Source organism: Streptomyces sp. NBC_00670 (genome assembly GCF_036226765.1).
Taxonomy (GTDB): domain Bacteria; phylum Actinomycetota; class Actinomycetes; order Streptomycetales; family Streptomycetaceae; genus Streptomyces.
Window position 1 is genome coordinate 781,313 of the sequence record NZ_CP109017.1, and the last position, 17,917, is coordinate 799,229.

Sequence of the window (17,917 nt, forward strand, 5' to 3'; positions counted from 1 at the left end):
GGCGTGTACCGGCCCGGCGGGCGCAGGCGCGTCCGCCGTTCGGGGGGTTCGGGCGGTGCGGGGGCGTGGCGGCGGGCGGGGGTGTCGACAACTGTGCCGTGGAGCTGCCGCTGATCGCCCCGATGCTCGCCACCCCCGGCTCGCTACCGCCCGCCCGGCAGGACGCGCAGTGGGCGTACGAGACCAAGCAGGACGGCCAGCGTGTCGTGCTCTATCTGCCCGGCGACGGACGGATCGAACTGCGGGCCCGCTCGGGACAGGTCATCACCGGCGCCTATCCGGAACTGGCCGCGCTGGGCGCGGCGCTCGGCGGCACCCCCGCCGTGCTCGACGGAGAGGTGGTCGTCCTGGACGAGCAGGGGCGGGGGAACTTCCAGCTGCTGCAGTCACGGATGGGGCTGGCGCACGCGCCGGCACAGGCGGCCCGGCGGGCGGCGCTCACGCCCGCGCACCTGGTGCTGTTCGACGTCATGCACCTCGGCGGCGAGTCACTGACCGGCCTGTCGTACGCGCGGCGGCGGACCCGGCTGGAGGGGCTCGGGCTGTCCGGGACGCACTGGTCGACACCGGCCGCGCTGGTGGGCCACGGGGAGCGGGCGCTGGCCGCGACCCGGGAGAACGGGCTGGAGGGCCTGGTGTGCAAGCGGCTCGACTCGGTGTACGAGCCGGGGGTGCGCTCGCGGGCGTGGGTCAAGATCCGCAATCTGCGGGTGGTGGATGTGATCGTCGGCGGATGGCTTCCGGGACGGGGGCGGCTCGCGGGGCTGCCGGGGGCGGTCCTCGTGGGGCAGTGGGACGAGGAGGGGCGGCTGCGGTACGTGGGGAGTGTGGGGACGGGGTGGAGCGAGGCGGAGCGGCGGGAGCTGGCGGGGTTGATGGCGGCGGGGGCGTCGGGGGTGTGCCCGTTCGATCCCGCGCCGCGGGTGGTGGGGGCGCGGTGGGTGGTGCCGGGGATGGTGGGGGAGGTGCGGTACGGGGAGCGGACACGGGCGGGCATGCTGCGACAGCCGGCGTGGGTCCGGCTGCGGCCGGACCTGACACCGGAGGAGTCGGCGGCGCGGCTGCCGTGAGGGCGTCCCCCGTGCCCCTCGCGGGGCGCGGGGGAGGCCGCCCTCACACGTGGCCGAGGCCTCCGCTGCCGAAGGAGCCGCTGGACCCCGGGTCCCAACGGCGGCGGTGCTGGTCCTCCGCGTGCCGCGTCGAGGCGCGGTGCATGTCGTGCGGGAGGAGGCGGTCCTCGCCCTCGCCGCATTGGTGGACCTCGTCCGCCTCCCTCATCTCGCTCTCCTCACGGATGGCCCCGCCGTCCGGGAGGTGTGGTTGTTCGTCCGGCCGCGGCGGGCCCGGTTCCCGGGTGCGTACCGTGATGCCGAAGGTGACGGCCCAGATCAGCAGCCCCGCGATGACGAGACCGCCGACGAAGGCGCCGACGAGATTGAACGCGTGGCTCGATGCGGCCAGCAGAAGGATGTTTTCCGTACCCATACATTGACCGTACTCCGGTACAAAACGGAATTCGAGGGAGGAAGTCCCTCTCCTCCCCGGCCAGTCGGACCCGTCGGACCCGTCAGACCCGATAGTTCCGCAGCGCCGGTGTCACCGCCGCCAGCAGCAGCGTTCCCGCGACGACCAGCAGGCCGCCGCCCGCGACGGCCGCCCGTGCCCCGAAGAGGGAGCCACCCGTGCCGTGCAGTACGTCGGCCAGGCGGGGGCCGCCCGCGACGACCACCGTGAAGACGCCCTGCATGCGCCCGCGCATCTCGTCCGTGGCCGCGGAGAGCAGGATCGCGCCGCGGAAGACCATGGAGACCATGTCGGCGACGCCGGCCACGGCGAGGCAGGCCACCGCGACCCACAGATTGCCGCTGAGCCCGAAGCCGGTCACGGCCGCGCCCCAGGCCGCGACGGCGACGATCACCATGAGGCCGTGCCGACGGGCGCGGGAGAAGGTGCCGGACATCAGTCCTCCGAGCACCGCGCCGATGGGGATGGCCGCGAACAGCAGCCCCAGCGCGAGCCCCTCCCCGTAGCCCCCGTAGGTCTCCGCGGCGAGCTGCGGGAACAGGGCCCGGGGCATGCCGAAGACCATGGCGATGATGTCCGCGAGGAACGACAGCAGCAGGACCTTGTGGAGCGAGATGTAGCGGAAGCCCTCCGCTATCGCGCCCAGCCCGGCGCGTCCGGCGGCCTTCGCGGTCGCCGTCAGCGGGGGCAGCGCGGGGAGCCGTACGACCGCCCACACGGTGACGCACAGGGCGAGCGCGTCGATGAGGTACAGCTCCGAGAGGCCGATGACCGGGATGAGCACGCCGGCCAGCAGCGGGCCGACCACGAGGCCGGTCTGCATCACGGTGGAGCCCAGCGCGTTGGCCGCGGGGAGTTCGTCCTCGGGCACCAGCCGGGCGATGGAGGCGTTGCGGGCCGGGGAGTTGAGGCCGAAGAAGGCCTGCTGGAGGGCGAGCAGCACCATCAGCACGGCCACCGAGTCGAGCCCGGTGACCGCCTGCGCCCAGAACAGCACGGAGGTGACGGCGATGCCGGAGTTGGTGAGCAGCAGCAGCTTGCGGCGGTCCATGCTGTCGGCGATCGCGCCGCCCCACAGCGCGAAGACGATCAGCGGGAGCAGTCCGGCGAGGCTGGCGTAGCCGACCCAGGCGGAGGAGCCGGTGATGTCGTAGATCTGTTTGGGTACGGCGACCGCGGTGAGCTGGCTGCCGACCGCCGTGACGATGGTGGAGGACCACAGCCGGCGGAACGCGGGGTGGCGCAACGGCCGGGTGTCCATCGCGAAACGGCGCCAGCCCCGGCGGGTGCCGTCCGCGCCCGGTTCGGCGGCGGGCGGTGCGGCGGCGGGCGGTGCGGCGGCGGGCGGTGCGGCGGTCCCGGGGTCGGGGGCCGCCGTGGGGCTGTCGTTCTCCGGTTCTGCCGTACTGCTCTCGCTGGTGTCCACGGAATCCCTGGATGCTCGGTACATCTTTTTGGTCAGGGTTCACTATCGCTCATCCGGGCGATTCCCCCGCCGGACGGTGACCGAACGCGAGCAAGGTCACGCGCCGGCGAGGAGCAGGGTGCCCATGGTGAGCATGGTCGCCGCGACCAGGCCGTCGAGCACCCGCCAGGCGGACGGCCGGGTCAGGAACCGGCCGAGTGGACGCGCCCCGAAGCCGAGCGCGGCGAACCAGCACAGGCTGGCGAGGGCCGCGCCGGCCCCGAAGCTCCAGCGGAGGTCGCCGCGGTGGGCGGCGACCGAGCCGAGCAGGAAGACGGTGTCGAGGTAGACGTGCGGGTTGAGCCAGGTCATCGCCAGGCAGGTGAGGACCGCGCGCCGCCGTGAGCGCTCCGGTGCGCCCTCCACCTCCATCGCCCCGGGGCGCAGTACCCGGCGGGCGGCCAGGGCCCCGTAGCCGAGCAGGAAGAGTCCGCCGACCACGCCGACCGCGGTGAGCACGCCGGGCCGGGCGACCACGACCGCGCCCATGCCGCCCACCCCGAGCGCGATGAGCACCGCGTCGGAGAGGGCGCAGATGCCGACGATGGTGAGCACGGCCTCCCGGCGGATGCCCTGGCGCAGGACGAAGGCGTTCTGGGCGCCGATGGCGACGATGAGGGAGAGGCCGGTGCCGAATCCGGCGGCAGCGGCGGTCAGGGCCTGTGCGTGGTTCATACGGCAGACCGTAAGAAGAATCGGATCAGCAGTACAGCTAATGATTCTTAGGTAGCTTTAGCTGATATGAAGACGAGCGGGGGTGGAGAGACGGGCGGGCGCGGGCTGGCGGAGCTGCCCCTGGACCAGGTGCGGACGCTGCTCGCGGTGGTCGACGAGGGCACGTTCGACGCGGCCGCCGCCGTCCTGCATGTGACGCCGTCGGCGGTCAGCCAGCGGGTGAAGGCGCTGGAGCAGCGCACCGGGCGGGTACTGCTGATGCGCACCAAACCGGTGCGGCCCACCGAGTCCGGCGAGGTGGTGGTGCGGTTCGCCCGGCAGCTGGCCCGGCTGGAGAAGGACGCGCGCGACGAGCTCGGGATGACCGCCGACGCCGAGCCGACCCGGGTGTCGGTCGCGGTGAACGCCGACTCGCTGGCCACCTGGTTCCTGCCGGCGCTCGAACAGGTACCCGGGGAGCTGCGGCTGAGCTACGAACTGCGCCGGGAGGACGAGAGCCACACCGCCGCGCTGCTGCGGGAGGGACGGGTGATGGCGGCGGTGACGTCGTCGCCGGACGCGGTGACGGGGTGCTCGGTGCGGGCGCTGGGGCGGATGCGCTACGTGGCGGCGGCCGCGCCGGAGTGCGCGGCGCGGTGGTTCGGTGACGCGGACGGGCGGGGGCACGGCGACGGGGACGCGCGGGAAACCGGCACGGGGCGGGCCGCGGCGGCGGCCTTCGCCGCCGCCCCGGTGATCGTCTTCGACCGGCGGGACGACTTCCAGGACATGTTCGTACGGCGGCTGGGCGGCCGGGGCGCCGGTGCCTGGCGGCACTACGTGCCGACGTCGGAGGGGTTCCTCGACGCGGTGGCCGCCGGCCTGGGGTGGGGCATGGTGCCGGTGACGCAGGCCGGGGAACTGCTGCGGACCGGTGTGCTGACGGAACTGGCGCCGGGCCGGCCGCTGGACGTCCCGCTGTACTGGCAGCAGTGGAAGCTGGACTCCCCCGCGCTCGCGGCGGTCGCGGAGGCCGTGGTCGCGGGGGCGGCCCGGGCGCTGCGGGGCGCGGGGTGAGCCGGGGCCGGGCGGGACGAGGCGGCAGGTGGGCGCGGGCGGGATTGTTGCCGTACGCGGACATGCGCGATGTTGGCGGAAGCATGGGTTCCGGGCCACGATGCGCACATGAAGGGTGACCTCTTTTCCAGTGACCACGTCGTACAGCCCGCCGTCGCGCCCGGGATGAGCGTGGAGAACGCCAAGTGCCTGCGCTATGTGGTGCACGGCGACATGCTCGCGCGGCAGGGCGCCATGGTGGCCTACCGCGGCAATCTGCAGTTCGAGCGCAAGGGCCAGGGTGTCGGCGGCATGCTCAAGCGGGCGGTCACCGGGGAGGGGCTGCCGCTGATGACCGTGCGCGGGCAGGGCGAGGCCTGGTTCGCGCACGAGGCGCAGAACTGTTTCGTCGTGGACGTCGAGCCCGGTGATCTGTTCACCGTCAACGGGCGCAATGTGCTCTGCTTCGACTCGACGCTGCAGTACGAGATCAAGACCGTGAAGGGCTCCGGCATCGCGGGCGGCGGCCTGTTCAACAGCGTCTTCTCCGGGCACGGCAGGCTCGGTCTGGTGTGCGAGGGCAACCCGCTGGTCATCCCGGTCTCCTCGCAGCAGCCGGTGTTCGTGGACACGGACGCGGTGGTCGGCTGGAGCGCCCATCTGGCGACCTCGCTGCACCGTTCGCAGTCGGTCGGCTCGATGCTGCGCGGCGGCTCCGGCGAGGCCGTCCAACTGCGGCTGGACGGCGAGGGGTTCGTGGTGGTCCGGCCGAGCGAGCAGAAGCCGCAGCAGGACCACTGACGGTTCGCGGGGAACGAGGGGCCCGGCGCGGGTGCGGCGGGCCCCTCGTCGTACCCGCGCCGGTGCGCATACCGGCTTCTGCACATATGTTCGAATGCCGGGTAGGCTGGTCGTATGTCCACGCACCTCCAGGGCTCCCTGTTCGACCAGACCGACGACCTCCGGCTCGGCCCGCTGGAGGGGCTGCGCCGTACCCGGCTGGACGGCGGGGCCTGGATCGATCTGCTGCCGGGCTGGCTCACCGGGGCCGACATCCTGTTCGAACGGCTCGCCGTCGACGTGCCGTGGCGGGCCGAACGGCGCCGGATGTACGACCAGACCGTCGACGTACCCCGGCTGCTCCGCTTCTACGGCGCCGGCGCCCCGCTCCCCCATCCGCTGCTCGCCGAGGCACGCGAGGCGCTGTCCGCGCACTACGCCGACGAGCTGGGCGAGCCGTTCGTCACGGCGGGGCTCTGCTACTACCGCGACGGCCGGGACAGTGTGGCCTGGCACGGCGACCGGATCGGGCGGAGCGCGCACGAGGACACGATGATCGCCATCCTCTCGGTGGGCGCGCCCCGCGATCTGGCACTGCGGCCGCGCGGCGGCGGGCCCGTCCTGCGCCGTCCGCTCGGGCACGGCGACCTGATCGTGATGGGCGGCTCCTGCCAGCGGACCTGGGAGCACGCGATCCCCAAGACCGGCCGGGCGGCCGGGCCCCGGATCAGCGTCCAGTTCCGGACCCGCGGCGTGCGCTGAGGCCACGCCCCCGCCGGCTCAGCGGGGCTCCAGCTGCGCCTGCACCGCCGGGGCGTACCGGTCGACGATCTCCTCGACGTCGGCGCCACGCACCCGCACCCCGCGCGCGATGCCGTAGACCACGCCGAGCCCGAGCAGCATGCCGACGGCCAGTTCGGCGCGCAGTCCGGCGTCGGGGCCGGTCAGCCGGGCGGCGAGCCGGTCGGCGACCTGGGTGCGGAAGTTGGCCCGCAGGATGTCGCCCTGTGCGCCCTGGAGCGGGGCGAAGACGAGGCGCAGCAGCGGGTCGGCGCCGCGCTCGGACTGGCTGACCAGCAGATGGCGGACCATGTGACGGCCCAGTCCGGCGAGCGGCGCGTCCAGCAGCGCGTCGACGTCGGCCTCGAAGGACATCACCTGCGAGAAGAGGGTGTCCTTGTTGCCGAAGTACTTCAGGATCAGCGGCGGGCTGACCCCGGCCCGGTCGGCGACCGCCTTGAGGGTGATGTCGGCGTGCGCGTGCCGGGCCAGCAGGTAGCGGGCGGCCCGCAGGATCTCCGCCCGGGTGGCCCGGGCGTCCCGCCGGGCGGGCGGCGCGGGCGTCCGCTGCGTGGTCACCGGCGTCACGCTCCTTCCAGCGCCCCGTCCTCGGGGGCCTGCTCCCGTACGGCCCTGCCCCCTCCCCCGTCGCGGCGGCCGGCGGGCGAGCCGGGGATGGCGAGGGCGACGGCGCAGGCCACCAGGGCGACCGTACCCGCCATCGCGAACGACAGCAGATAGCCGTGCAGCGTGGGCACCGGGGCGCCGCCGACGGCACGGGTGTGGTGGACGAGTACGGCGGCGACGGCCGCGCTGCACGTGGCCTGCCCGATCGTGCGCATCAGGACGTTGACGCCGTTCGCGGACGCCGTCTGCCCGGCCGGCACCGCGCGCAGGATCAGCGTGGGCAGGGCCGAGTAGGAGAGCGTGGTGCCGAGGGACACCACCGCCGACCCCACGATGATCATCCACAGGTCGGTGCTGTCCGCGATCCGCATGACATAGCCGACGACGATGACGCCGGCGCCGAGGGCGAGTGTCACCCGGGGGCCGCGCGCGGTGGAGATACGGGCCGAGACCGGCGAGAACAGCAGCATGATCACCCCGCTGGGCAGCAGGCACAGGCCGCTGGCCACGATGGACAGCCCGAGCCCGTATCCGGTTTCCTTCGGCGCCTGGACGAGCTGGGCGGTGACGAGCGAGTTGGCGTAGAAGCCGAAACCGACCAGGAGCGCGGTGAGGTGCGGCAGCGCCACGCGCGGCCGGACGGCGAGGCGCAGATCGACCAACGGCCTTGCGGCACGCCGCTGTTGGACCCACCACAGGGTCATCACCAGCACGGCGACGCCGAACAGGCCGAGGATGCGCGGGCTGGTCCAGCCCCAGGTGCCGCCCTGCGACACCGCGAGGAGCAGCGCGGCGAGCCCCGCGGCCAGGCCGAGCGCGCCGAGGACGTCGAAGCGTCCGGGTTCGCGCACCGGCGACTCGCGCACCGCCCACCAGGCCAGCGCGATGCCGCTCGCGCCCAGTGCGCTGGTCACCCAGAACATCACGTGCCAGTCGGCGTACTGCACGATCAGCGCGGTGAGCGGCAGCCCGAGCGCGGCGCCGATGCCCACGGTGGAGCTCATGAGCGCCACCGCCGAGCCGGTCCGCTCCGGCGGCAGTTCGTCCCGCAGGATGCTGATCGACAGCGGGACGACGGCGGCGGCCGCGCCCTGCAACGCCCGGGCCGCGATGAGGACGCCGATCGTCGAGGTCAGGGCGCACATGACGGAGCCGAGCGTCATCAGCGCGAGGGCGCCGAGCAGTACCCGCCGCTTGCCGTACATGTCGCCGGCGCGGCCCAGCACGGGGGTGAGGACGGCGCCGGACAGCAGGGTCGCGGTGACCGTCCAGGAGACGGCGCCCGGCGAGGAGCCGGTGAGCCGGGGCAGGTCGGGCAGCAGCGGCACGACGACCGTCTGCATCACCGCCATGAGGATGCCGCCGTAGGCCAGCGCCGGAATGGTCATCCGCTCCCGCAGCCCCGCCCGTCCGCCGGGCTCCGGGGGTGTGCCGGGGCCGGTGGACGGGACGGGTATCGGGGCCACGGGCACTCCAGGCTGCGGTGCGGCGCGGCGGGGCCGCGCGGAAAGCGGGTGAATGGTCATTCACCTTACCGAGTGAATCGCCATTCACCCCAATCGGGCACCCGGCAACCGGCCCGGCTCAGCGCGGCGTTCGGGCGGCGTGCACGGTGCGGGCCAGCCGCGGGCCGAGCCAGCGCTTCAGCCGGCGCAGCGCCTCGACCTGTCCCGCCGCCCGGTCCAGGTGGTAGTAGAGCTGCGGCGGCACGTAGGGCAGCAGCGGGGAGTGCCGTTGGCCGAGCAGTGCGAACATCCGCTCGGGCGGCAGGTCGATGTAGCGCGTGAGGTTCTCGTACCACTGGGCGCTGTGCCGGGCGGCGCTCTGCACGTGCAGCAGCTCGCTCCGGCGCCGGCGCTCGTACGCGGCGAGCGCGGCGGGCAGCGCGGTGCGGTCGCCGCCGGCGCCGTGCGCGTGCAGCGACTCGGCCAGGGCGCAGGCGTCCTCCAGGGCGAGGGTGGTGCCGGCGCCGATGGAGTAGTGGGTGGTGTGGGCGGCGTCGCCGAGCAGGACGGTGTTGCCGCGGTGCCAGGTGCGGTTGGTGAGGGTGCGGAAGGTGAGCCACGGGGCGGCGCCGTCGGGCCGGGGGCGGCCAAGGAGCGGGTGGCCGTCGAGCACGTCGGCGAACAGCTTCTCCAGCAGGGCGCGGCCGTCGGCCTCGCTCGCCCGGTCCAGGCCGAGTCCGGCCCAGGTCTCGGGGGCGCACTCGACGACGACGGTGCTGCGGTCGGCGGCGTAGGCGTAGCCGTAGCACCAGATCCAGCCGTGGTCGGTCTCGACGAAGGCGAAGGTGAAGGAGTCGAAGGCCTTGGTGGTGCCGAGCCAGATGTAGCGGTTGCGGCCGTGGGTGAGGTCGCTGCCGTAGTGGTCCGGGTGGCGGGTGCGGACGGCGCTGTGGACGCCGTCGCCCGCGACGACGAGGTCGGCGTCGGGGAGCGGGCCGTCGGCGGGGATCTCGTCCTCGTACGCGATCGTGACGCCGAGGGCGGTGGCACGGGCGGCGAGGAGGTCGAGGAGACGGTGGCGACCGATGCCGAAGCCCTCGTCGCCGTGGTGGACGGTGGTGCGGCCGCGGAGGTGGGCGGTGCCGTCGCTCCAGCGGACGGAGTGGGTGCGGAGGGTGTCGGCGGAGACGGGGTCGTGGGTGCGGAGGCGGTCGAGGAGGGGGGACCAGTAGGTGACGCCCCAGCCGTAGGTGGAGCCGGCGGGGTCGCGTTCGTGGACGGTGACGTGGTGGGACGGGTCCTGGAGTTTCATCAGGATCGCGAAGTAGAGGTTCGCGGGGCCGCCGCCGATGCACGTGATCTTCACGCGGGTCCTTCTGGGGTTGCGGTACGGGTGCGATCGGTTGCGGAGCGTAGCAGTACGGGTGCGCGTCAAGACCCTTTTCCGCCCCCGCCGCCCCTACCCTTCCCGTCCTTTCAAGGGGGCTCCGCCCCCTTGGACCCCGAGGGTGCGTTGTCCGGTGCGGGTGGGTGGGGGTGCGCCGCGCAGTTCCCCGCGCCCCTGAAGGAGCGCGGGGCTGTGTCGATCTGCGGCTACCGCCGCGCGGGCGCGACAAGCCACGACGCACCCGCGGCCGCGTCACCGGTCCGAGCGTTCCACCCCGGGGCGGAGCCCCTGGATCACGTCGCGTTGCGACACTCCGGGTGGCCCCAGCCCTTGTCGTTCTTGGCGATGTCCTCGCCCGCTCCGTAGGAGCGGCCGCACACGCACCGGCCGGGGAACTTCGCCTTGATCGTGCGGGCGGTGCCCCGGGAAGCCGTTCGCTTCCGGGGAGCCGTACCCGCGCCCCGCGCCGCCACCGGCGCGGACGACGGCGCCGGCTCCGGGGAGCCCAGCTCGCTGCCCGCCGGCTCCTGCACCACCGCCGCCTGGCTCGCCGCCCGGTCCGCGAAGTCGTTGAGCCGGTCGCCGTCCACCTGGTGGGCCGGCACATACCGGAACTCGACCTCGCGGCCGTCGAGGAGCGCGTCGATCCGCTCGACCAGTTCCTGGTTGGCGACCGGCTTGCCCGCCGCCGTCTTCCAGCCCTTGCGCTTCCACCCCGGCAGCCACTTCGTGACCGCGTTCATCGCGTACTGGGAGTCCATCCGGATCTCCAGCGGCACGTCCGGGTCCACCGCCGACAACAGCCGCTCCAACGCGGTCAGTTCGGCGACGTTGTTGGTCGCCTTCCCCAGCGGCCCGGCTTCCCAGCGGGCCGGGATCTCGGCGTCGTCCGCGACGACCCAGGCCCAGCCCGCGGGCCCGGGGTTTCCCTTCGACGCCCCGTCACAGGCGGCCACCACACGTTCCAGCATGCCCCCGATCATGCCACGCCCGGCCGGCCGCCCCGTACGGCCGGCCACTCCCCCCGGCGGGCGGTGCTACGGCACGGCGCCCGGCGCTACGACACGTCCGACAGCTCCGGCATCTCCCCCTCGCGCTTCGTCATGTCGATCACGGTGAACGCCGCCCCCTGCGGATCGCTCAGCGCGGCGAACCGCCCGAACGGGCTGTCCATCGGGCCGAACCGCAGCACGCCCCCGCGGCTCGTGGCGCGCCGGACCGCCTCGTCGCAGTCGTCCACCGCGAAGTAGACGTTGACGTACGAGGGAACCTCCGGCGGGAAGTCGTCGGTCATCCGCATCCGGCCGAGCACCGGATCGCCGCCCTCGCCGTGACGGAAGACCAGGAAGTCGACGGCGCCGTCCGCCATCCGCTGCGCGCGGTAGGGGAAGACGGCGGTGAAGAACGGGTCGGACTTCTCCGGTGCGCGGGTGAAGACCTCGGCCCAGCAGTACGCGCCGGGCACACCGGTGGCCTCGAAGCCCTCGTGGGTGCCGCCCTGCCAGACGCCGAAGACGGCGCCGCTCGGGTCGCGGGCGAGCGCCATGGTGCCGAAGTCGCCGACCCGCATCGGCTCCAGCAGTATCTCGCCGCCGTTGTCCCGGATCCGGCCGGCGGTCGCGGCGGCGTCGGACGAGGCCAGGTACAGGCACCACGCGGAGTGCCCCTCCTGCCCCGGCATCGGCGGTACGACGGCGGCGACCGCCTTGCCGTCGGAGTACGCCTGCGTGTAGTTGCCGTACTCGCTGGACGTCTCGCCGAACGTCCAGCCGAGCACGTCGCCGTAGAAGCTCTTGGCTCCCTCCACGTCGCTGAACATCGCGTCCGCCCAGACGGGCGTTCCCTCGGCTGGTGCGGCCATGTCGATCACCTTTCCCGGTTCGCTTGCGGACGGTTCCGTCGCTCATTCCTCACGCTAGTCAGGGTGGGTGCGGGCCGCCCCCCGAGCGGCCCGCACCGCTCTCCGTGGGCCGCCGGAACCCCGGCGGCCGGGCCCGCTACTCCCCCGCGTACGCCTTCTCCAGCGGCGCGATGTCCAGCTTGGACATCGAGAGCATCACCTGTACGACCCGGTCCGCCCTCTCCCGGTCCTGGTCGGCGGCCATGTCGAGGAGCCGGCGCGGGACGACCTGCCAGGAGACGCCGAACCGGTCCTTGAGCCAGCCGCAGGGGCCGTGCTCCCCGCCGCCCTCGGTGAGCCGGTTCCAGTAGTGGTCGACGTCCTCCTGGTCGTCGCACATGACCTGGAAGGAGACCGCCTCGTTGAAGGTGAACTGCGGTCCGCCGTTGAGCGCCACGAACTCCTGGCCGTTGGCCGTGAACTCCACGGTCAGGACCGAGCCGGTGGGTCCGGGGCCGTTCTCGGTGCAGGTGACCGTGCGGCCGAGCCGGGAGTTCTTGAACACCGACACGTAGAAGTCGGCCGCCTCCTCCGCCCGGCCGTCGAACCACAGACATGTGATGAATCCGTCGCCGGCCATGGGTTCCTCCTCGGGTCGCGCTTCGTCGCGCTTCGGTTCTGGTCCCGTCCTCGCCGTGTACGAGGACCGTCACCCCCTACGACCGATCCTGGCCCGGAAACTCATCGGTGGCCCGCCGCAAGCCATCGGTGCCCCGCCGCGACTCATCGGTGGCCCGCCGCACGAGGGGGCCGGGGTCTGGCGGCCGGCGGCCTCCGCTCTGCCCGTGGCGAATTCGCCGACGGCCGAGAACGCGACTGCGAGGGCCCCGCGCGGCCGACAGTGAAGGCAGTACGAGCACGCCGCACCGAGGAGGAACCATGGCTCCACCGCTCACGTTCGCGCCCCGTGCCGGGGAGGGCGACACCCCGCCGAACCGCTTCGACGACCAGCTCGCCGCGCAGCTGCTCAACCAGCGGATCGTCTTCCTGGGCACCCAGGTCGACGAGGTCTCCGCCAACCGGATCTGCGCACAGCTGCTCCTGCTGTCCGCGGAGGACCCGCGCACCGACATCGGCCTCTACATCAACAGCCCGGGGGGCTCGGTCACGGCCGGGCTCGCCATCTACGACACCATGCGGCTGATCCCGAACGACGTCTCGACGCTGGTGATGGGATTCGCGGCCAGCATGGGGCAGTTCCTGCTCACCGTCGGCACGCACGGCAAGCGGCTGGCGCTGCCGAACGCGCGGATCATGATGCACCAGCCGTCGGCCGGGATCGGCGGGACCACGGCGGACATCGAGATCCAGGCGGAGAACCTGGAGTTCACCAAGAAGGCCATCGAGCGGATCACCGCCGAGCACACCGGGCAGAGCGAGGAGACGATCTCCCGCGACGGCGACCGGGACCGCTGGTTCACCGCCGAACAGGCCAGGGAGTACGGAATCGTGGACCGGGTGGTGGAGTCGCTCGCCGACGTCCGCCCGGCCGCCTCGCGACGGAAGATGGGGTTGTGACCATGGGTTCGTACACGGTGCCGTACGTCGTCGAGCGGACCGCGCAGGGCGAGCGGTCGTACGACGTCTTCAGCCGGCTGCTCAGCGAGCGGATCGTCTTCCTGGGCACGGAGATCGACGACGGGGTCGCCAATGTGGTGATCGCGCAGCTGCTGCACCTGGAGTCCGCCAACCCGGAGCAGGAGATCTCGGTCTACCTCAACTCCCCCGGCGGCTCCTTCACCTCCCTCATGGCGATCTACGACACGATGACGTTCGTGCGGGCACCGATCTCCACGTTCTGCGTCGGACAGGCGGCGTCGACGGCGGCGGTGCTGCTCGCGGGCGGCGATCCGGGGCGGCGGTTCGTCCTGGAGCACGCGCGGGTGCTGCTGGGGCAGCCGGCCTCGGGCGGGTCGCAGGGCACGGTCTCGGACCTCGCCGTGCGGGCCAAGGAGATGGTGCGGATCCGTTCCCAGGTGGAGGAGGTGCTCTCCCGGCACACCCACCACGACGTGGCGACGCTGCGGGCGGACATGGACCGGGACAAGATCTTCACCGCGGAGGAGGCGGTCGCCTACGGGCTGGCCGACGAGGTGCTGAGCCGCAGGCTGGTGTCCGTCTGACACGGCCCTCGCGACAGCGCCCCCGCCGCCGGATGCCGTCCGGGCGGGGGCACTGCCGTGCGTCCGCTCAGGCGGCCAGGCAGAGACCGCCGTGGGAGGCGGTCGGCGCCGCCGCGGACCGGGGATACCGGTTCAGCTCGCTGTGGGCCAGGGAGAGCAGGTCACCGAGCCCGAGCCCGAGGGCCCGCGCGGCGGCCGCGAGCACCTCCGAGGAGGCCTCCTTGCGGCCGCGCTCCAGCTCGGACAGATACGGCATCGAGATCCGCGCCGCCTCCGCCACGTCCTTGAGCGTCCGCTCCTGCGCAAGCCGCTCCCGCCGCAGCACACCCCCGACAAGATCCCGCCACAACGGCTCCCGCCCACCCGGCGCCCGCACCGGGGCGTCCGGCACCGAAGAGGGAACGGAACGAAGAGGAAGGACACGGACCTGACGGTCGGCACGAGGGCTCATCGGCTGCATCCCCCCAGCCTAGGGATGACCGGCGGCGGGGGAAGCCCACGGCGTTCCGCCCTGGGAGAAGTCGACCGGCTCCAGCGCCGGCTGCTTCGCGCTGCCGAACGCGAGATCGGTCGGCGGGCGGTACCGGAGGCCGCGGGCCGAGCCACTGATCGGCGTCCCGGGTGCAAAACCGCTCCGCCTCGGCGAACCCGGCTTCGCCGGGAGGCGCATCGAGCCCACGTCGGCGGTCTGGGTGGCGAGCACCACCGGCTCACCGGGAAGGACGGTCTCGGACCAGCCGAGTGCCGCCGCGCACGATTCGGCGGCGTAGCCGAAACCCCGGGCCCGCGGCAGGAACAGGTAGCCGAGATCGACCTTCCCCGGGGCAGCCGGGCGGTGGTGCTCCGGTGCTCTCCCGAGCAGGATCCGGCCGATCATCGCTCCGTCGAGATCGACGACGAAGCTCCCGGGCCACCTCGCATGCACCGCGGGCAACTCGCGCTCGAGTTCGTCACGCCGACGGGGTGCACCAAGGTAGGTGTGCACTCGCTCGTACGGCAGGACGTGCGCCCACCGCCCCGTTCTCCGCCCGCCTGCTTGCATGCCCGGGTGATCGAACTCGTGCGTTGTGTCCTTGCCGCGGTGCTCGTCGGGTGGCTGGTGCGTCGGAGGCGGCAGCGGAGGGCGGACGTCGTGGCCGGTCTTGTCCGGAAGCCCGCGTTCGGCAGGCGGGAGGTCGCGTTGCCGGGCGGGTTGCGGCGGGCCGGGGTTCGCGCGCCCTCGGTGCGGGAGGCGGTCGGTGTCGATCCGGGGTCCCGGATCGTGCCGTGCGTGTCGGCCGACGGGGAGATTCCCATCGCGGTCATGCCGGAGGAGCTGGATCACGTGATCAGGGCTGCGGAGAGCGCGTAGCCTGCTGCTGGGGGGCGCCAGAAAAAAATTCTCGCGTGGGGGGACATGCGATCCGGGATCCCGGGTATTCGCGCTGACACGACGCTCTGGACACGCCCGACCAGAGCCGAAAGTTTGAGTTCCGTGGGAGAGGTAGTAATGGAAACCGCCATGAGCAGGCCGACGGTCGCCGCGAGCACGACCGGCACCGCGACTGGTGAGGACCCGCTGCCCACCGTCGTCGAGCCGCGTGCGGTGGCTCCCCGTGACGCACGGGAGCTGTCCCGCCAGTTCTTCCAGCGCCTGCACACGCTGGAAGAGGGCACGCACGAGTACCAGTACGCGCGCAACACGCTGATCGAGATGAACATGTCGCTCGTGCGGTTCGCGGCGGGGCGCTTCCGCAACCGCGGTGACGACATGGAGGACATCGTCCAGGTCGGCATGATCGGTCTGATCAAGGCGATCGACCGGTTCGAGATCTCCCGCGAGGTGGAGTTCACCTCGTTCGCGCTGCCGTACATCGTCGGCGAGATCAAGCGGTTCTTCCGCGACACGACGTGGGCCGTGCACGTCCCGCGCCGGCTCCAGGAGCTGCGCGTGGAGCTGGCCAAGGCGCGCGAGGAGCTGTCCAGCCGGCTGGACCGCGACCCGACCGTCGCCGAGCTCGCCACGCTGATGAACCTGCCCGAGAAGGACGTCGTCGAGGCCCAGATCGCGGCCAACGGCTACAACTCCTCCTCGCTGGACGCCGCCCTCTCCGGTGAGGACCAGGACGGCGAGGCCGTGCTGGCGGACTTCATCGGCGAGGAGGACGAGGCGATGGGCCTCGTCGAGGACTTCCACACGCTGGCCCCGCTCGTCGCGGAGCTGAGCGAGCGCGACCGCCGGATCATCCACATGCGGTTCGTGGAGGAGGCCACGCAGGCCGACATCGGCGCGCAGCTGGGCTGCTCGCAGATGCACGTCTCGCGGCTGATCAAGCGGATCATCGAGCAGCTGCGCACCGGGATGCTGGCCGACGTCCAGCGGGTCGAGTCCGCCTGACGGGAGCTTTCGCGAGAACGCCTTCACGCGCGGGTGGTGCCGGTTCCTCATCGATCGTCGGATGAGGGGCCGGCACCACCCGCGTCCGCGTGCGCATCGCGCCCGGGCCGCTCAGTTCCGCGGCAGCTTCACCACCGACACGAAGAACTCGTCGATCTGGCGCACCGCCGCGATGAACTGGTTGAGGTCGACCGGCTTGGTGACGTAGGCGTTGGCGTGCAGCCGGTAGCTGCGCAGGATGTCCTCCTCGGCGGAGGAGGTGGTGAGGACCACCACGGGGATGTGGGCGAGTTCCTCGTCGGACTTGATCCGCTGGAGCACCTGCCGGCCGTCGTACTTGGGCAGGTTGAGGTCGAGCAGGATGAGGTCCGGACGGGGCGCGTCGCCGTACGTGCCGTTGCGGTAGAGGAAGTCGAGGGCCTCCTGGCCGTCCCGGACGACGTGCAGCGTGTTGTTGATCTTGTTGTCCTCGAACGCCTCGCGGGTCATCAGCTCGTCGCCGGGGTCGTCCTCGACGAGCAGTACCTGGATGGGTTCGACGGATGCGGTCACGGACGTGCTCCTTCGGTGCTCTTCGTCAGATGCAGGACAGCCATGTCGTCGGCGAGTCCGCCGTGGCCGGCAGTGCGGGTGGCGACCTCTTCGACGACGGCGTCGACGAAGGCGCGGCCGCGCAGCCCGGCGTGGGAGCGGGCCACGGCGAGCAGCCCGTCCTCGCCGAGCCGTCGGCCGGGGGCGACGACGCCCTCGAAGAGGCCGTCGGTGAACAGGGTCACCGCCTCGATGTCCGCGGCGGGCCGGGTCGTCTCCGGCCAGTGGACGTACCCGGGAACCACGCCGAGCGCGGGGCCCGGCGCCGGTTCGTAGAGTTCCGTCCCGGTGCCGGTGCGCACGAGCAGGCCGGGATGACCGGCGCGAAGGGTGTGCAGCCGGCGGTGGTCCGCGTCGAGCCGGAGCACGGTCACCGTGGCGAAGAGGTACTCCTCGCCGCGCTCGGCGCACAGGATCTCCTCCAGGAGGCGGACCAGTTCGATGCCGACGCAGCCGGTGAGCACGGCGGCCCGCCAGGCCACGCGCAGGCACACCCCGAGGGCGGCCTCGACGGCGCCGTGCCCGGAGACGTCGCCGATGACGGCGTGCAGGGTGCCGTCGGCGGTCTCGACGACGTCGAAGAAGTCCCCGCCGAGCAGCGCGTGGTCGCGGCCGGGGCTGTAGCGGGAGAAGACCTTCAGCCGGTCGGAGCGGAGCAGCGGGACGGGCAGCAGCCCGCGCTCCAGCCGGGCGTTCTCCCGGGCGAGCAGCCGGCCGGCCTGGACCTCGGCGGCGGAGCGTTCGACCTGTTTGCGTTGCAGGGCGTAGCGCACGGCGCGGCCGAGGGCCTCCGGGCCGAGGCCGTCCTTGGCGAGGAAGTCCTGCGCGCCCGCGGCGACCGCGGCGAGCCCGGCCTCGTTCTCGGCGAGCCCGGTGAGCACCACGACGGCGGCCTCGGAGTGGCCCTCGCGCACGAGCCGTACGGCGTCCACGCCCTGGGTGTCCGGCAGGTGCAGGTCGAGCAGGACGCAGACGGGCGACGGACGGCGCCGCTCCAGGAAGGCGCGCGCCTCGGCGAGGGTCCTGCACCAGGTGACGTCCATCGACAGCCCGCTGTCGGCGAGCGTCTCGCGCACCAGCAGGGCGTCCCCGGCGTCGTCCTCGACCAGCAGCAGAGCGGCCGTGGGGTCCAGTACCCACACGGGATCCGCCGTGCCCACCCGTAACCCGCCGTGCGGCAGCGGACGGTCCGCCACGCTCACTCCCTC

The 17,917-nt window shown here is 72.9% G+C and carries 20 protein-coding genes and 1 pseudogene; 8 read left to right on the forward strand and 13 right to left on the reverse strand.

Going from position 1 to position 17,917, the window contains the following annotated elements; genetic code table 11:
- The first annotated feature begins 98 nt into the window (after positions 1 to 98).
- Positions 99 to 1,070: an ATP-dependent DNA ligase gene (locus OIE12_RS03360; RefSeq protein WP_329131528.1), complete on the forward strand. Its 972-nt coding sequence runs from the start codon at positions 99 to 101 to the stop codon at positions 1,068 to 1,070.
- Between the two features lie 43 nt (positions 1,071 to 1,113).
- Here OIE12_RS03360 and OIE12_RS03365 read toward each other — a convergent pair whose 3' ends face one another.
- From OIE12_RS03365 to OIE12_RS03375, 3 genes are all read right to left on the reverse strand, one after another.
- Positions 1,114 to 1,485, reverse strand: coding sequence for a DUF6479 family protein (locus OIE12_RS03365; RefSeq protein WP_329131530.1), 372 nt, complete (start codon positions 1,483 to 1,485; stop codon positions 1,114 to 1,116).
- Between the two features lie 82 nt (positions 1,486 to 1,567).
- On the reverse strand, positions 1,568 to 2,950 hold the full coding sequence (locus OIE12_RS03370; protein WP_443053753.1) for an MFS transporter: 1,383 nt from the start codon (positions 2,948 to 2,950) through the stop codon (positions 1,568 to 1,570).
- A gap of 96 nt (positions 2,951 to 3,046) precedes the next feature.
- Positions 3,047 to 3,664 carry a LysE/ArgO family amino acid transporter gene (locus OIE12_RS03375; RefSeq protein WP_329131534.1) on the reverse strand — a complete coding sequence of 206 codons (618 nt, stop codon included), beginning with the start codon at positions 3,662 to 3,664 and terminating at the stop codon, positions 3,047 to 3,049.
- A 66-nt stretch (positions 3,665 to 3,730) separates the two neighbouring features.
- Between OIE12_RS03375 and OIE12_RS03380 the strand changes: the two genes are divergently transcribed.
- From OIE12_RS03380 to OIE12_RS03390, 3 genes are all read left to right on the forward strand, one after another.
- Positions 3,731 to 4,720: a LysR family transcriptional regulator ArgP gene (locus OIE12_RS03380; protein WP_329131536.1), complete on the forward strand. Its 990-nt coding sequence runs from the start codon at positions 3,731 to 3,733 to the stop codon at positions 4,718 to 4,720.
- 108 nt (positions 4,721 to 4,828) lie between these two features.
- The gene (locus OIE12_RS03385) at positions 4,829 to 5,500 is read left to right on the forward strand and encodes an AIM24 family protein (protein WP_329131539.1); all 672 of its coding nucleotides are present in this window, start codon (positions 4,829 to 4,831) and stop codon (positions 5,498 to 5,500) included.
- Between the two features lie 114 nt (positions 5,501 to 5,614).
- Positions 5,615 to 6,241, forward strand: coding sequence for an alpha-ketoglutarate-dependent dioxygenase AlkB (locus OIE12_RS03390; protein ID WP_329131541.1), 627 nt, complete (start codon positions 5,615 to 5,617; stop codon positions 6,239 to 6,241).
- An 18-nt stretch (positions 6,242 to 6,259) separates the two neighbouring features.
- Here the strand turns inward: OIE12_RS03390 and OIE12_RS03395 are convergent, their stop codons facing one another.
- The 6 genes from OIE12_RS03395 to OIE12_RS03420 form a co-directional block, all read right to left on the reverse strand.
- A complete protein-coding gene (locus OIE12_RS03395) occupies positions 6,260 to 6,838 on the reverse strand; it encodes a TetR/AcrR family transcriptional regulator (RefSeq protein WP_329131543.1) in 579 nt (192 codons plus the stop codon).
- A gap of 5 nt (positions 6,839 to 6,843) precedes the next feature.
- Complete coding sequence (locus OIE12_RS03400) at positions 6,844 to 8,274, reverse strand: MFS transporter (protein WP_329141716.1); 1,431 nt, start codon at positions 8,272 to 8,274, stop codon at positions 6,844 to 6,846.
- 196 nt (positions 8,275 to 8,470) lie between these two features.
- A complete protein-coding gene (locus OIE12_RS03405; protein ID WP_329131545.1) occupies positions 8,471 to 9,697 on the reverse strand; it encodes an FAD-dependent monooxygenase in 1,227 nt (408 codons plus the stop codon).
- Between the two features lie 314 nt (positions 9,698 to 10,011).
- Positions 10,012 to 10,701, reverse strand: a complete 690-nt coding sequence (locus OIE12_RS03410; RefSeq protein ID WP_329131548.1) for a ribonuclease H family protein — start codon at positions 10,699 to 10,701, stop codon at positions 10,012 to 10,014.
- 74 nt (positions 10,702 to 10,775) lie between these two features.
- On the reverse strand, positions 10,776 to 11,579 hold the full coding sequence (locus OIE12_RS03415; protein ID WP_329131550.1) for a VOC family protein: 804 nt from the start codon (positions 11,577 to 11,579) through the stop codon (positions 10,776 to 10,778).
- Positions 11,580 to 11,715: 136 nt separating this feature from the next.
- Complete coding sequence (locus OIE12_RS03420) at positions 11,716 to 12,198, reverse strand: VOC family protein (RefSeq protein WP_329131553.1); 483 nt, start codon at positions 12,196 to 12,198, stop codon at positions 11,716 to 11,718.
- A 299-nt stretch (positions 12,199 to 12,497) separates the two neighbouring features.
- Here OIE12_RS03420 and OIE12_RS03425 point away from each other — a divergent pair, with 299 nt between their 5' ends.
- Entirely contained in the window at positions 12,498 to 13,136 is a 639-nt protein-coding gene (locus OIE12_RS03425; protein WP_329131555.1) for an ATP-dependent Clp protease proteolytic subunit, read from the forward strand.
- A 2-nt stretch (positions 13,137 to 13,138) separates the two neighbouring features.
- Positions 13,139 to 13,741 carry a ClpP family protease gene (locus tag OIE12_RS03430; RefSeq protein WP_329131557.1) on the forward strand — a complete coding sequence of 201 codons (603 nt, stop codon included), beginning with the start codon at positions 13,139 to 13,141 and terminating at the stop codon, positions 13,739 to 13,741.
- A gap of 67 nt (positions 13,742 to 13,808) precedes the next feature.
- Here OIE12_RS03430 and OIE12_RS03435 read toward each other — a convergent pair whose 3' ends face one another.
- The gene (locus OIE12_RS03435; protein ID WP_329131559.1) at positions 13,809 to 14,192 is read right to left on the reverse strand and encodes a helix-turn-helix domain-containing protein; all 384 of its coding nucleotides are present in this window, start codon (positions 14,190 to 14,192) and stop codon (positions 13,809 to 13,811) included.
- A 121-nt stretch (positions 14,193 to 14,313) separates the two neighbouring features.
- Positions 14,314 to 14,726: pseudogene (locus tag OIE12_RS03440) on the reverse strand (GNAT family N-acetyltransferase); the annotation flags it as partial.
- Between the two features lie 63 nt (positions 14,727 to 14,789).
- Here OIE12_RS03440 and OIE12_RS03445 point away from each other — a divergent pair.
- Together OIE12_RS03445 and OIE12_RS03450 are read left to right on the forward strand one after the other, a co-directional pair.
- Complete coding sequence (locus OIE12_RS03445) at positions 14,790 to 15,092, forward strand: hypothetical protein (protein WP_329131561.1); 303 nt, start codon at positions 14,790 to 14,792, stop codon at positions 15,090 to 15,092.
- 138 nt (positions 15,093 to 15,230) lie between these two features.
- Positions 15,231 to 16,118, forward strand: a complete 888-nt coding sequence (locus OIE12_RS03450; RefSeq protein WP_329131563.1) for an RNA polymerase sigma factor SigF — start codon at positions 15,231 to 15,233, stop codon at positions 16,116 to 16,118.
- 111 nt (positions 16,119 to 16,229) lie between these two features.
- On the opposite strand, the gene OIE12_RS03455 is transcribed toward OIE12_RS03450, so the two are convergent.
- Both OIE12_RS03455 and OIE12_RS03460 read right to left on the reverse strand, forming a co-directional pair.
- Positions 16,230 to 16,670: a response regulator gene (locus OIE12_RS03455; protein ID WP_329131565.1), complete on the reverse strand. Its 441-nt coding sequence runs from the start codon at positions 16,668 to 16,670 to the stop codon at positions 16,230 to 16,232.
- Positions 16,667 to 17,905: a PP2C family protein-serine/threonine phosphatase gene (locus tag OIE12_RS03460; RefSeq protein ID WP_329131567.1), complete on the reverse strand. Its 1,239-nt coding sequence runs from the start codon at positions 17,903 to 17,905 to the stop codon at positions 16,667 to 16,669. Before OIE12_RS03460 ends, OIE12_RS03455 begins: the two co-directional genes overlap by 4 nt.
- Positions 17,906 to 17,917: the final 12 nt, after the last annotated feature.